Origin of the sequence: Aureibaculum koreense (assembly GCF_034296135.1) — a bacterium.
Classification (GTDB): domain Bacteria; phylum Bacteroidota; class Bacteroidia; order Flavobacteriales; family Flavobacteriaceae; genus Aureibaculum.
This window is the reverse complement of the sequence record NZ_JAXKVV010000029.1, coordinates 1-14,590: the sequence shown is the minus strand read 5'-3', so window position 1 is coordinate 14,590 and position 14,590 is coordinate 1. Positions and strand designations below refer to the sequence as shown.

13 protein-coding genes and 1 pseudogene are annotated in these 14,590 nt (G+C 34.2%); 10 read left to right on the top strand and 4 right to left on the bottom strand.

Features of this window, described 5'->3' with window-relative positions:
- The 10 genes and pseudogenes from UMM65_RS16240 to UMM65_RS16195 all read left to right on the top strand — a co-directional run bounded on the left by UMM65_RS16240 (position 1) and on the right by UMM65_RS16195 (position 11,091).
- On the top strand, positions 1-1,473 hold the full coding sequence (locus UMM65_RS16240; RefSeq protein ID WP_321978063.1) for a sulfatase: 1,473 nt from the start codon (positions 1-3) through the stop codon (positions 1,471-1,473).
- A pseudogene (locus UMM65_RS17680) lies at positions 1,439-2,469 on the top strand (alpha-L-fucosidase); the annotation flags it as partial. The gene UMM65_RS16240 and the pseudogene UMM65_RS17680, both read left to right, overlap by 35 nt.
- Positions 2,470-2,739: 270 nt before the next feature.
- Positions 2,740-3,261, top strand: a complete 522-nt coding sequence (locus UMM65_RS17675; RefSeq protein WP_415859571.1) for a galactose-binding domain-containing protein — start codon at positions 2,740-2,742, stop codon at positions 3,259-3,261.
- Positions 3,254-4,840 carry a sulfatase family protein gene (locus tag UMM65_RS16225; RefSeq protein WP_321978057.1) on the top strand — a complete coding sequence of 529 codons (1,587 nt, stop codon included), beginning with the start codon at positions 3,254-3,256 and terminating at the stop codon, positions 4,838-4,840. The genes UMM65_RS17675 and UMM65_RS16225 overlap by 8 nt, the downstream gene beginning before the upstream one ends.
- Before the next feature lies 1 nt (position 4,841).
- Entirely contained in the window at positions 4,842-6,272 is a 1,431-nt protein-coding gene (locus tag UMM65_RS16220; protein ID WP_321978055.1) for a sulfatase, read from the top strand.
- Positions 6,269-7,156: a sugar phosphate isomerase/epimerase family protein gene (locus tag UMM65_RS16215; RefSeq protein WP_321978053.1), complete on the top strand. Its 888-nt coding sequence runs from the start codon at positions 6,269-6,271 to the stop codon at positions 7,154-7,156. The genes UMM65_RS16220 and UMM65_RS16215 overlap by 4 nt, the downstream gene beginning before the upstream one ends.
- A 131-nt stretch (positions 7,157-7,287) precedes the next feature.
- Positions 7,288-7,797 carry a hypothetical protein gene (locus UMM65_RS16210; protein ID WP_321978051.1) on the top strand — a complete coding sequence of 170 codons (510 nt, stop codon included), beginning with the start codon at positions 7,288-7,290 and terminating at the stop codon, positions 7,795-7,797.
- A 283-nt stretch (positions 7,798-8,080) separates the two neighbouring features.
- Positions 8,081-8,431: a hypothetical protein gene (locus UMM65_RS16205; RefSeq protein ID WP_321978050.1), complete on the top strand. Its 351-nt coding sequence runs from the start codon at positions 8,081-8,083 to the stop codon at positions 8,429-8,431.
- Positions 8,432-8,439: 8 nt separating this feature from the next.
- Entirely contained in the window at positions 8,440-9,861 is a 1,422-nt protein-coding gene (locus UMM65_RS16200) for a cellulase family glycosylhydrolase (RefSeq protein WP_321978048.1), read from the top strand.
- Positions 9,862-9,894: 33 nt separating this feature from the next.
- Positions 9,895-11,091, top strand: coding sequence for a T9SS type A sorting domain-containing protein (locus UMM65_RS16195; RefSeq protein WP_321978046.1), 1,197 nt, complete (start codon positions 9,895-9,897; stop codon positions 11,089-11,091).
- A 304-nt stretch (positions 11,092-11,395) separates the two neighbouring features.
- On the opposite strand, the gene UMM65_RS16190 is transcribed toward UMM65_RS16195, so the two are convergent.
- The 4 genes from UMM65_RS16190 to UMM65_RS16175 form a co-directional block, all read right to left on the bottom strand.
- A complete protein-coding gene (locus UMM65_RS16190) occupies positions 11,396-11,743 on the bottom strand; it encodes an L-rhamnose mutarotase (protein ID WP_321978044.1) in 348 nt (115 codons plus the stop codon).
- A 5-nt stretch (positions 11,744-11,748) separates the two neighbouring features.
- Positions 11,749-13,077, bottom strand: coding sequence for an L-fucose:H+ symporter permease (fucP, locus tag UMM65_RS16185; protein ID WP_321978042.1), 1,329 nt, complete (start codon positions 13,075-13,077; stop codon positions 11,749-11,751).
- 24 nt (positions 13,078-13,101) lie between these two features.
- Complete coding sequence (locus UMM65_RS16180) at positions 13,102-13,893, bottom strand: SDR family oxidoreductase (protein WP_321978040.1); 792 nt, start codon at positions 13,891-13,893, stop codon at positions 13,102-13,104.
- 13 nt (positions 13,894-13,906) lie between these two features.
- A partial coding sequence (locus UMM65_RS16175) for an amidohydrolase family protein (RefSeq protein WP_321978038.1) occupies positions 13,907-14,590 on the bottom strand: 684 nt, incomplete at its 5' end.

Below are 14,590 nucleotides of genomic sequence, written 5' to 3'. Positions count from 1 at the left end.
ATGTTAAAGGTGTCTAAATTTTGGTGTATCGTTTTCGCTTTTGGAGTGTTGTGTGCCTGCGAATCAAAAGATACCAAAACACCGCAAAAACCAAATGTTTTACTGCTCTACATGGACGATTTACGTCCCGAATTGGCAAGTTTTGGAGCTTCGCAGATTATATCGCCGAATATTGATGCTTTGGCAGATAGAGGCGTAAAATTCACAAATGCCTATTGTAATGTACCTGTTTGTGGTGCTTCTAGAGCAAGTATGCTTACGGGAATGTTGCCCACAAAAAACCGCTTTTTAAATTATGACACCTTTGTAGAAAAAGAAACCCCTAATGCGATTACGCTTCCACAATTATTTAAAAATAATGGTTATACCACCATTTCCAACGGGAAAATATACCATCATTTAGACGATAGAGAGACCGATTGGAACGAAATCTGGAGACCCTATGCCTTTGACAAAAACGACCAAGGCTTGGCACCGACCGATTATTGGCAATCCCTTTGGAAAGATTATCAAAATCCAGAAAATAGGGCCGAATATAAAACCACAAATACAGGTCCTGCTTACGAAATGGCAGACATTAACGATTCTATTTACATTGATGGATTGCTGACCGAAAAAGTTGTCAGAGACATTAAAAAACTAAAAAGTTCTGACAAACCTTTCTTTTTAACAGCTGGTTTTATTGCACCGCATTTACCTTTTAACGCTCCAAAAAAGTATTGGGATTTGTACGATAGAAATAACATCAAGCAGCCCAAAAATTACAACTACATTCCCAAAGACGCTCCAAAAATGAGCATCAGCAATTGGCCGGAAATGCGAGCCTATTCAAACATTCCAAAAGAAGGTCAAGTTTCCGATAGTTTAGCGATTGATTTAATTCATGGTTATTATGCAACCGTCAGCTATGTCGATGCACTTGTCGGTAAGATTTTAGTGGAACTAAAAACACAGAATTTAGCTAAGAATACGATTGTAATTTTAGTTTCCGACCACGGTTACAATTTGCAAGAGCACACACAATGGGCAAAGTTTACCAATTATAATACATCAATGCAAGTTCCAATGATTGTTTATAACCCCTTTTCCTTAGCAAAGGGAGAGAGTGGTGCTTTGATAGAATTGATAGATGTATATCCTACTTTGGCAGAAACGTGTGGATTGAAAATTCCAAAGGACCAACTAGATGGCAAAAGTTTTGTTTCCCTATTAAATAATCCTGAAGCAAATGGAAAAGAGCATATTTTAATAAAAAAAGGAAACGGATTTACTTTAAAAACACCTAATTTTAGTTATACGGAGTTTATTAGACCGGAAGATAATTCGACTATAACATCAATGTTGTACGACCACAGAATTGACAAATCCGAGAATGTAAATGTAGTCGATCATAAAGAGTATGCCGAAACCATATTGCAATTAAAAAACACATTACATAATGATTATAAATCAAATATTGAAGGAACTAAATAAGTTGAAATTAGGGTTTTTAGCAGTAGCCTTACTACTAGTTTTTTGCTCACAAGCTCAAAATAAAAATTATAAAGACCAATGGCAATTTCCTGCTAAAGATTCCTCATTTTATGTAACTGCCGAACAACAAAAAGAGTTGTATGCTACCCAGGCGGAAATGAAATGGTTCAAAGATGCCAAATTGGGCATCTTCGTACATTGGGGTCCTGCCCTATTAAAAACAAATGTATTGAGTTGGGGACGCAATGGCGAACGTCCAGGAGCGGGAAAACCAGCAACAAAGGGTGTTGACCCAGAAGTGTATGACAATTTATATAAACAATTCAACCCCAAAAATTTTGATGCGGACAAATGGATGCAACAGGTAAAAGATTGGGGTGCAGAATACATCGTGTTTACCGCCAAACATCATGACGGATTTGCTTTTTTGATGCAAAAAATACCGAATATGATATTATGAATACGCCTTACGGAAAAGATATTTGCAAACAATTATCTGATGCAGCTCATAAAGCAAATGTAAAATTATTTTGGTATTATTCCCAACCTGACTGGACGCACCCCGACAATCTTCGTGAAAAACATTACGAAAATTATTTGCCTTATATGAAAGAACATGTCAAGCAATTATTTACAGAATACGGGAAAATAGATGGCGTATTTTGGGATCATTTAGCTACTAAATACTGGCAATGGGACAGCTATCACGTGCTAAAGGACATGAAAAAATGGCAACCGGGAATTATAACCAACGCCCGTGTTGGCTTTGGTTGGCCATTAGAAGACAGAGGCGATTACGATACGCCAGAGCAGAGCTTAGGCCCTGTAAATCATCATCGCTATTGGGAAGCCTGTTTAACCATGACAGACAAATGGCTTTATAGTCCAAAAGGCCCCATTAAACCTTACGAAACAGTTTTGAGCATGTTAATTCAAGTGGCAGGAAATGGTGGGAATTTATTGTTGAATTTAGGGCCAAACGGCAAAGGAGAATTCGTTGAAAAAGAAGTCGAAGAAGCTGAAAAAGTTGGAGATTGGATTAAAAAATACGGCAACACAATTAAAAACACACGACGTGGAATTTACGTTGGTGGTGATTATGGTGCTTCTACACAAGTAGGAAACAAATTGTATATTCACGTGTTACAAAAACGGGCAAATAATACTGAAGCGATTATTGAATTACCAAAACTACCAACTGAAATTGTTTCTGCAAAGGGAATTACGGATGGTTTTAAAAAGTACGAAGTCAAAGGCGATAAACTAATGCTTCTTTTTGATAATGTCGAATTTGATAAAAATATTGACAATATTGTAGAATTAACGTTGGCTGAAAATCCTGAAAACTTTGAGCGTATTGAAACTTGGAAAGCAGAACCTATCTCTAAAAAGGAGTTTGATGTAAGTGCATCTACGTTTATAAAAGCAAAAAACAAACCTCAAGTGATTTACAACACAAAGGGAAATGTTTTTAGTGAAGGGATTCATTTAAAATCGTGGTGGGAACCTGCTAAAGATGATATAAACCCAAGTTTAACCTTGGACTTTAAATCACCTAAAAAAGTAAAAACCATTTTATTAAGTGAAAATATGCGTTCGCATTGTGTACGTAATTTTACCATTGAAACAAAAGATGCAACTGGCAATTGGGAAACCTGTTATCAAGGTAAAACCATTGGCGAAGGTTTGCGAATTAAATTGAACGGAAATTCTATTTATGGGGTTCGTTTAAAAATATTAAAAAATACAAAAGCAATACAGATTACCGCATTTAACGCTTATGAATAAGACAACTATAGCACTCTTATTACTTTTGGCCTTCAACGCTTGCAAAGCACAAAATACATTGTCAAAAGTTGCTAAAAAACATCCAAACATCGTTTACATTTTAGCGGACGATTTAGGTATTGGCGATGTTTCTGGGTTAAATCCCGATGCAAAAGTCAGCACTCCAAACATTGACAACTTAATCAATAACGGAATAACTTTTACAGATGCACACACAACATCTTCCGTTTGTACGCCTTCACGATATAGTATTATGACTGGTGAATATGCCTGGAGAACAAAATTGAAATCCCGAGTTTTAGATGGTTACTCCAAAACAATGATTGAGGAAACAAAAGATACAGCACCCAAATTATTGCAACGCAATGGTTACGAAACCGCCATGATCGGCAAGTGGCATTTGGGTTGGAATTGGGTTATTGAAGATGAAGAAAACCTTGAAATGAATCCTAAAAATCCGTATCAATTTAATGAGGATATCAGTAAAAAAGTAGATTACAGCAAACCATTTAAAGGAGGACCAACAGATAATGGTTTCGATTATTTCTTCGGATTAAATGCGTCTCTAGATTTTCCTCCGTATGTGTATTCTGAAAATAATAAATTGGTTACTATCCCGACCGAAACGATGAAGCCAGATGGTAAGGATAAAGATTTTCCTGGAGGAAGGAAGAATGATTTGGTTGGAGGACAAAAATTAAAGCGTAAAGGAGACAAGGCTCCAGGGTTTAGAGCTGAACAAGTAATGCTCGATTTAACCAATAAATCAGTTGATTACATTAGTAATTACAAAGAAAAAAAACCATTCTTTTTGTACATTCCTTTAACTGCTCCTCACACTCCTGTGTATCCAAGAGACGAATTTTTAGGAAAAAGTAAAGCGGGTATTTATGGCGATTTTATTCAGGAATTAGACTGGACAGTCGGTCAAATTGTTTCCGCATTAAAGAAAAAGGGATTTGAAGAAAATACCATTATCATTTTTACAGCAGATAACGGAGCCTCTAAAGCCTCTTTTCCTGAAGAATTTGAAGAGAAGTACAATCACAAACCGAGTGCCCATTTAAAAGGAAGAAAAGCATCATTGCATCAAGGTGGGCATACGGTGCCATTTATTGTGCAATGGAAAAACGTAATTAAGCCCAACTCAAAAAACAATACCACCATTTCTCTAGGTGATTTGTATGCTACATGTGCCGATTTATTGAAAGTAAAAACCGATAATAACCAAGGCGTAGATAGTTACAGTATATTGTCACTCTTAAAAGGTAAGGAAAATTACAGCAGAAAAGCTTCTGTTTACAGCAATTTTGCAGGACGCTTTTCCATTAAAAAAGACGGTTGGAAAATGGATCTAAATCCTAAAAAAGGAAGTAGTTATTTATTCAACATAGCTGATGATCCTTCAGAAACAATGAATTTATTTTACGATGATTCTTACGCGGAAAAAAAAGAAGAATTAACTTTAGCTTTAAATGAAATTATTTTAAACGGCAGAAGTACAGAAGGCGAACCATTGGAAAATAAAGGGCCAAAAATCTGGAAAGGTCTATTTTGGTTAAAAAACAAAAAGAATTAGGATGAAAAAAACGGCCATATTATTGATCTTATTCTTCGCTTTTCAAAATTGTAAAGCACAAAATAATAATTCTAGAACCGCACAAAACCAACCCAACATCGTTTTTATTTTAGCAGACGATTTAGGAATCAATGCACTGAACTGTTATGGAAATACCCTGGTGGAATCGCCAAATATTGATAGGTTGTACAACGAAGGCATGCACTTTACCAATGGCTATTCCAACGACCCCACCTGTGCACCCTCACGAGCATCTATTTTATCTGGTCAATATGTTCCAAGACATAAGGTTTACCGAGTTGCAGACCGTTATAAAAAAGATAAAAAAACGTTGGAGGCCATGAAATTTTTGCCCCCACCAATTAATAAAGTAAAAGGCTCAGGGGCTGGGTTGGATTTAGAAAAAATCACAATTGCAGAAGCCTTAAAAAATAATGATTATACCACAGCGGCTTTTGGAAAATGGCATCTAGGAAAAAACGAATTACAAATACAAAATCAGGGTTTTGATGAAGGTTTTGAAATTACCGGGCATTATAATTTTAATACATCGCCAAAGCAAACCGATTTAGATAACAGCATCTATTCCGCAGATATAATTACCGAAAAAACCATAGAATTCATCAAAAAAGCAAAGGCGTCAAACAGACCTTTTTTCGCTTATGTTCCTTATTATTTAGTGCATAAACCTTTAGAACCAAAACCTGAATATCTAGCACATTTCAAAAATAAATTAAAAGGCAATTCTGATGTTGGTAAGGATGAAATTAAGGTTTTAGCCATGATAAAAAGTTTAGATGATAGCGTTGGCGAATTGCTAAAAGCTCTAAACGATTTAGGTTTAGAAGATGACACCATCATAGTTTTTACAAGTGATAACGGACATTACAAAACTGAAAGCAACATTTTTAATCAGCCTTACAGGGGTGTGAAAGGTCAGACCTTGGAGGGTGGAATTAGAGTTCCGTATATTTTTAAATGGAAAAATAAAATCAAAGCAGGTTCAACCTCTAAAGAACCAATAATTCATGTTGATATTTATCCAACGCTTTTAGGGTTGACAAATACTTCTACGCCAAAAAATTATGTTTTAGACGGTGAAGATATATCACCAATTTTATTTGGAAATGCTTCGAAAACCAAACGTGATGCCTTAATTTGGGAATATACTAACTATGCTCGATACAATGAAAAGTCAAAAACTTTTGCCAGTGAGTGGGTAAATGTTATTCAAATGAATGGTTTTAAAATGACGGAAGTTATAGAAAGTGATAAATATTATCTATATAATTTGAATGAAGATCCTTACGAGACGAAAGAGATTTCAACAGAAAATCCACAACTAATAACCCAATTAAAAAATAGATTAGAACGTTGGAAAGAAACAACGGGTTATGAATTACCAAAACCCAATCCAGATTATAAAAAATGATAAAGAAAGTAACTTTAATTTCAACTTTTATCTTACTACTTCTGCTAGAAACTGGATGTGGCAGTATTAAAACACAAACGGCTCAAAAATCTAGGCTTTTTGAAAAAGACAATCTCATTCCATGGTCTATCGTAGGTTTTGATGTTAAAGAACGAACCCCAAAACAACGGTTGGAAATGTTAGAGCGATTGGGCTATAAACAATATGCTTACGGCAATAGACCTAAACATATCCCAACCATGAAATATGAGTGGGAATTGGCAAAAGAAAAAGGAATTTCTATAAAAGCCGTTTGGTTGTACATAAATCTAAATAAGGACAAGGTTGATCAGTTAAAACCTGAAAGCGAAGCTGTTTTTAAAAATTTAGAGGAAGTAGGTTTAAAAACTCAAATTTGGGTTGGTTTTGAACCTACTTATTTTGAAAATTTAACAGAAGAAGAATCTTTAAAACAATCCGTTGAAATGATTTCTTACCTCTCTGAAAGAGCCAAAAAACTAGGGTGTAAAATTGCTCTTTACAATCATGGCGGTTGGTTCGGAAACCCAGAAAATCAACTTAAAATCATTAAAAGTTTGCCAAACCAAGAATTGGGCGTTATTTATAATTTTCATCACGCTCATGAAAATTTAGATGATTATTCTAAAAACATTAAAATGCTCTTGCCCTATTTTTGGTGTGTCAATCTTAATGGTATGAAAAAAGATGGTCCCAAAATAATAACTATTGGCCAGGGAAATCTTGAAAAAGACATGATTCAACAATTATTGGATTTAGGCTACAAAGGGCCTTTTGGCATTTTAGGGCATGTAAAAGGCGGAGATCCAGAACTTATTTTACAAGAAAATTTTAGAGGTTTGCAAAAACTTTTTCCAAAAAATTAGGTAATCCAAGAAAAAAGATACCATATTTTAGCAATCACAATAATTTTTACTTAATTTTGAAATGCTTAATTTTATGGTTTATAACCATTTAAGCATTAGTAATAACCGATTATATAAGCAAAATCTAAATTATGAAAAAGGTATATTTAACTATTCTACTTTTCTTTGGGATGGTAACATTAGTTTTCACTCAACAGAAAAAAATAGAAGAAAAAGCAAATGATAAAGTAAAAGAACTGAATGATCTAATTGTATCCGTAGATACTACTTTAGCACTGACCAATGAGCAACGGCAGAAAATTTATCAACTTCAAATAGATAAAATAAGAGAATATAAAATAGTTATGGATCATGGAGGGGATAAAGCATCTGGTAAAGTGGTCTTTAAAAAATATTATAAAAAGGTTGAAGCCGTTTTAACGCCCGAACAAAAAAAGGCTAAAATGAAGGCAAAAAAACAACTTCAGGCCAACGAAAACAACGCTAAAAAAAGCCCTTTAAACAAATCTGACGGCCAAGTTATTCGTAAAGAGACAAAAGTTCCCCTTACTAGAAAGCAGAAAAGAGAACAAATTAGGGCTATAAAAAAAGCTCATAAAAAAGCCCGTAAAGAGGCCAAAGAAAAAGAGGGTAATAATTAAGTGTACTAATATTTTTTTTCTTTTTCATTTCTTAAATAATCTACTTGTTTTTCTAATAAAAAATGTGCATTACTATTTAGCATTGCCATTATCTGCCATACATTTCTATTATGGCATTAGTTATTTTTTGTTCTGTTTAAACGTATTCTGAGCACTTCCAAGCACCAACAATTATTAAACCTTATTTGACAACTATTAAACTGAAAATTAAAATAGATTTCGGATTTTTACCATATTAGAAAACGACAAATAAACCACAACATAATTAATACCTAAAATTAAAATGAAAAAGACAATCATCATATTTACAGTACTATTGCTCGGCCTAATGGCTACAGGTTTTTCGCAATCGAAAAAAATCCAAAAAAAGGTTATTAAAAAAATAGAGTCGCTCGATGAATCTATCGTAAAAGTTAACAAAGAAGCTGCTCTAACCGATAAGCAAAAAGAAACGTTAAAGGTAATTTATGCAGAGCAATTCGTTAAAATAGAAAAGATAAAAAATGAAGTGATCGATACGGAAAAAAGAAAGGCCCAAATAAAACAAATCAATAGAAAATATATAAAAATAATAAACAAAGAGGTATTGACCAACGAACAAAAAAAAGCAAAGAAAAACAGTAAAAACAAATAAATTTGCCAATGAAAAAAATAATTACTTTTATTATTTATTGTATTATCATATGCCCTGAAAGCAACGCTCAGTTTAGCCCTGATGAAATGGTTAAAAAAATGGGGCGAGGCATCAATTTAGGAAATACGCTTAGTGCACCAATTGAAGGCAACTGGCAACCAGCTGTAAAGAAAAGTTATTTTAAAGATGTAGCTGACGCTGGTTTTACTACAGTTAGAATCCCAATCGATTTTTTTGGCAATCGTACAAGTGGTAATACCACAGGTTACTCTAAAAGTGCAAATACTTCTTCCTCCTATAACGGAAGTGCTAACGATTATATAGTAAGTTCTGATTATTTAGATAGAATTGAACAAGTAATATCTTGGTCCTTAGATGAAAATTTAATAACTATTTTAGATTTTCATGGAAATACTCTTAAAGATGAATTTTTATATACTTTCAGCCCAAAATCTAAATGGTCTGCTTATTACACCGACCCTACATCCGCTAAAAGAAAGGCGGATAACGAAAAATTTAGAGCTATTTGGGCCGCAATTGCAAATCGTTTTAAATCGTACTCGCACAATCTGGTTTTTGAAATTATTAATGAGCCCTATTTTTTTATGACCAATACCGAAATGGACGTATTGAATAACGACATTATCAGTATCATCCGAAATTCAGGAGCAAACAACACCAACAGAAATATTATAATAACCGGTGGAAGTAAAAATGCACATGAAGCACCATTACAAATAGGTAAAAGTGTACTTGACAATGATAATAACTTAATTGCTACTTTTCATTATTATAAACCAAGGGCTTTTACATCGTCTTCTGATGCGGATAATAATGATTATAATTGGGGGACCGAAGCAGACAAAGCTATTATTGATAATAACTTTAACATGGTTAAAACTTGGTCAACCCAAAACAATATACCTATTTTGTTCGGCGAGTTTGGAGCTGATAACGAAGGTGGTTATAATTATCATAAAAAAACATATGGCACAAATGGTGGTCCCGAAAAAGCATCAAGAGTTGCCTATTATGGTTACTTATCTCAAAAAGCAATTGATTTGGGTTTTGCGTTTACCGCTTGGGATGCTGGTGATAAATCAAACAAAACCATTTACAAAGTTACAGATAGAACTTGGGTAACTGACGTTAAAAATGCTTTATTGGGCAAAACCTTAAGTATATCTAGTTTAGAGGGTTTAAAAAATGAACTTATTGTTTATCCAAATCCTGCCGAAAACCAAATCTTTATAACATCTGAAAAGAAAATTAGCTCTTTAAAATTATATGACAGTAAAGGTTCGGAAAAAAATATTATATTTATGGACAATTTTATAAACCTATCTCATTTTAGTAGAGGTATTTATATACTAAAAGTAAATTTTGAGAACGGTAACTTTTTAACTGAAAAAATTATAGTCAAAAACTAAGTACAAACTACAACTCCCTTAAATTAAACTATTATGAAAAAAATTACTTTACTGCTTTTATTATTTGTGTCGCCATTTTTTGGCTTTGCACAAACTTTTGATTTTACCAATACTGACGATGGTTGGACTGAATTAGGAGGCGTTACCGCTACCAACGGTGCAACATTTATGACACTAACCACTGTTGATGGTGATGGTACTAAAAAAAATCCAACTTTAGGTATTACAACAGCAGGTGTAAATACTGCTAACGTTTCTTTTGTAGGTATAACACTTAAAAACAATAATGCTACTGGCCCAGATTATTTAAGAGTTTCTTATCCCAAACCTGCTAGTGGCAGATTTTATGTAAATCTTGACATTACAACTGGAGATACTGGATTCGTAACCTATTGGTTTGATCTAACTCATACAACAAATTGGGTAGGTACTATAGATGATTTTAAACTGCACTTCAAATCCGCAGGCAATAGTGATTACATTTTACCAAACAACCCTGACAATATTTCAATAGATATTGATAAAATTGAATTTGTGGCAGCTTTACCAACAACACTTAAAGAAACCTATGCTTTTGATACTGATGATGATACTGAAGGCTTCACTGCAACAAATGGTACTATTACAGGACCAGCTGGTGGAATCCTAACATTCGAACCCACACCAGCTAAATTTGCTAAATTAGAGCAATCACTACATCATATTAATGCTGATAATAGTAAAATTGTGCGTGTTACTTTAAAAAATAATTCCGCTATGAACAATCAGCTACGATTGGTTACTGTTGACGGTGCAAAAACCCAAGAAATTTCGGTTAGTGATACTGCTGAAAAAATGTATGGATTTGATCTGTCCGGTGATGCTGGTTGGACTGGAGACCAAACTTTCACGATAGGGATTGGATCTACAACTGATGGCAAAGCTGCCGATAATGGAACAGTTGAAATTAACTCGATTGTGTTTAATAATACAGTGCTATCTGTTGAGAGAAACGGACTTGCCGATTTTTCATTATATCCTAATCCTGTTAATGATAAATTGTTTTTTAATGGCCCTACAGCTATTTCAAAAATAGAAATATACAATTTAACAGGTCAACGATTAAAAAATTTCAGTAACTTCAATTCTAATTCGCTAGACTTTTCAAGCCTTAACAATGGTGTCTATTTACTTAACGTAATAGATATTGAAAACAACAGTACAACTAAAAAAATAATCGTTCAGAAGTAGGTAAGTTGAGATTTATAAAATTGTATAAAAAGGAGTAATCAATTAAATTGATTACTCCTTTTGTTTTCACGAAAATAAATACAACTTGTTAAGTTTATTTACTTTCAGTATTTAGGATAGTGTCTTAAAATTTTTTCGAATCTGCGTTATTCATAGTACCAATCAATTCAGTTAATTCGGACTTACAGTGAGTAAAATTATTTATGAATTAAAAGATGAAAGTGATTACAATTATAGACCTCCAAATAAATATAAGGCTAAGAATAAAAATAGGTGAAAAGTCTTGGGAAGTGAAATCTGAGGTTTATTTCTCCAGTTGAAAAACCTGTTCCATTTCAATCCATTTTTCTCCATCTTTTGCCCATGGCAACGCTTGTTGAAAATTCCACATTAGCTCTTCCCATTCTTTTACTTTTGGATTGTTGGCATCCATTTTGGCTTTTTTGGCAGGGTCAAAAGTTTCGTCCACTTCCATAATCATAAACATACGATTTCCTGTAAGGTAAATTTGCATATCCACAATACCGGCATCTTTAATGCTCTTTGTAATTTCGGGCCAAGCGTTCCCTTCAGCGTGATATTCTTTATATTCAGCGATCAATTTCGGGTCATCTTGTAAATCGCAAGAAAAGCAGTATCTTTTAGTTTTCATAATACCTATTTTATTAATTCCGAAGATTTTTGGGTCCTGTAACCATAAAAAGCGACCATAGCTAAACAAATAAGAGGCAAAATAAACGAAAATTTAACTTCGGGTATAAACCCCAACAGTTGTACATCTGCAAATCCGTCACCGCCCCAATCTAAAATACTGCCTTGTAATACCGGCATCAGTGCCCCACCAACAATTGCCATAACCAATCCTGCAGAACCGATTTTGGCTTCATCACCCATATCTTTTAAGGCGATACCATAAATTGTTGGAAACATAATGGACATAAAGACCGAAATGGCGACCAAGGATATTAAACCAATAATTCCAGGTAATAATATTGCTCCAGCACAACACATTACACCACCGATACCAAAGTACATTAACAACTTAGAAGGATTTACTTTTTTCATTAAAGCCGTACCAATCCATCTTCCCACTAAAAACGAAATCATTGCCACAATGTTAAAGTAAGTAGCGGTATATTCGGTCCCGTCGCTTTCGTTTAGATTGTCAACATACTGAAAGATATAGGTCCAACACATTATTTGAGCACCTACGTAGAATGCCTGAGTTAAAACGCCGTGTAAATAATTTTTATTAGAAAATAATTTGCGAAATGACTCGGACAATGAGATTTTGTCATTTTCTGCGGTCACTGGCATTTTCGTAAAAATAATGATAGCCATGATGATTAATACCAAAACCCCTAAGGCAATATAAGGCACACTTATAATACCTAAATCATTTTCCCTGATAACGGCTAATTCATCTGAAGAAAGTGCATTATAGGCTTCTTTGGTATAATCGTCCGAACGCAAGGCCCCAATTACAAAAACTTGGGCAATTATCATTCCGGTTAACGAACCAATGGGGTTAAATGCTTGTGCTAAATTCAAACGCTGTGTAGCTGTTCTTTTATCTCCCAACATTAAAATAAGCGGGTTTGAAGTCGTTTCTAAGAAGGCCAAACCGCATGTAATTACCCATAACGAAATTAAAAAATAATTGAACTCTTCATTGACCGCAGCTGGGTAGAATAAAAACGCACCAATAGCGTATAAACTTAACCCTAAAATAATTCCTGATTTATACGAATATTTTCTAATAAAAAGAGCCCCGGGCAAAGCCATAAAAAAATATCCGAAATAAAATGCAAATTGCACCAAGGAGGCTTGCACGTTACTCAACTCAGGCATTACCTTTTTAAAGGCAGACACCATCGGATTTGTCAAATCATTGGCAATACCCCACAACGCAAATAACGAAGTGATAATGATAAAAGGGAACAATAATTCCTTAGAGACTACAGGTATTTGTTTGAGCTTATTCATGAGTTGATTTTTATGGGTTGAATCTTATTCTGTTAATAAGGACCTATCCAAATGTACGTAACCTCCATCCACAAAAATAAACTGGCCGGTGGTATGCGATGATTTTTCCGAAATGGTAAACAAACACGTATTGGCAATTTCTTCAGGGGTGGTCATCCTGTTTTCCAACGGTATTTTTTTAACAATAGATTTTAATTTCTCCTCACCATTTTCCAAGGACTTTATCCAAGTATCATAAGCGGGTGTCCAACTTTCAGCAATAATTATAGCATTGGAACGGACATTAAATTTTATTAAATCAACTGCCCATTCGCGTGTTAAGCCTAATACACCACCTTTTGAAGCTGCATAACCTGAAGTTCCTCCTTGACCCGTCAACCCAACTTTAGAGCCTATATTTAAAATATTTCCTTTAGATTTTTTTAAATATGGTAACGCATGTTTTACCGTCAAAAAATAGCTGACCATATTCAGCTTTAAGGAATTCATAAATTCTTCATAAGAGGCATCTAACCCAATACCGTCGTTAACACCTACATTATTTATAACTACATCAATCCTGTTGTATTTTTCAGTAATCGTTTTAAAGGATTTTACTATCTGGTCGGGCTGGGTAACATCGGTTTTACAAAACAAGGCATCAATACCACGCTTTTGTAATTTTTCAGCATAGACAAACCCTCTGTCGTTTCGGTCAATGATCGCAGGGATGGCTCCTTCATCAGCCAGTTTTTGCAAAATTGTTTCACCGATACTACCTTCAATACCCGCTGCTCCGCTAATTACGACTATTTTATCCTTTAAGTTTAAATCCATATTGTTTGATTATTTACAAATTATAAAATTGTACTGCGTTTTTACCCATGATAGCTTCTTGTTCGGCTTTAGATAAAGTTGAGATAAAATCTATTACCAATGCTTTTGTTTTCTGATAATTTCCAGCGACCAAACACACCGGCCAATCAGAACCAAACAGAATTCTCTCACTTCCAAATGCATTTAATACCAACTCCATATAGGGTTTGATTTGGTTTGGTGTCCATTGCTCATAATCTGCTTCGGTTACCATTCCAGATAATTTGCAATATACGTTTTCTTGTTTTGAAATCGCTGTCATTAAAACTGCCCAACCACCATAAAAACCATCTTTTATATAAGGTTTTGCAATATGGTCAATCACAAATTTTTGATTGGGGAACTTCTTTACAAACTCTAAAACCGTTCCTAATTGATGCGGATATATCAAAATATCGTATGTAAAATTATGTTTCTTCAATTTGGAAATTCCATTTAAAAAGTCAGGTCTCAATAAAAAATTAGGATCTGCCTCTCCTTGAACGATGTGCCTAAAACCTTTTAATTTTTCTTGTTGACCGTATTTTTGCAAGACTTCATCAATATTTTCCGCTCGCAAGTCTGCCCAGCCAACAACTCCTTTTATAAAATCGTTTTCATTACCTAATTCCAGCAAAAAATCAGTTTCCCTTAATGTTTGATCCGCTTGTACGGCAAC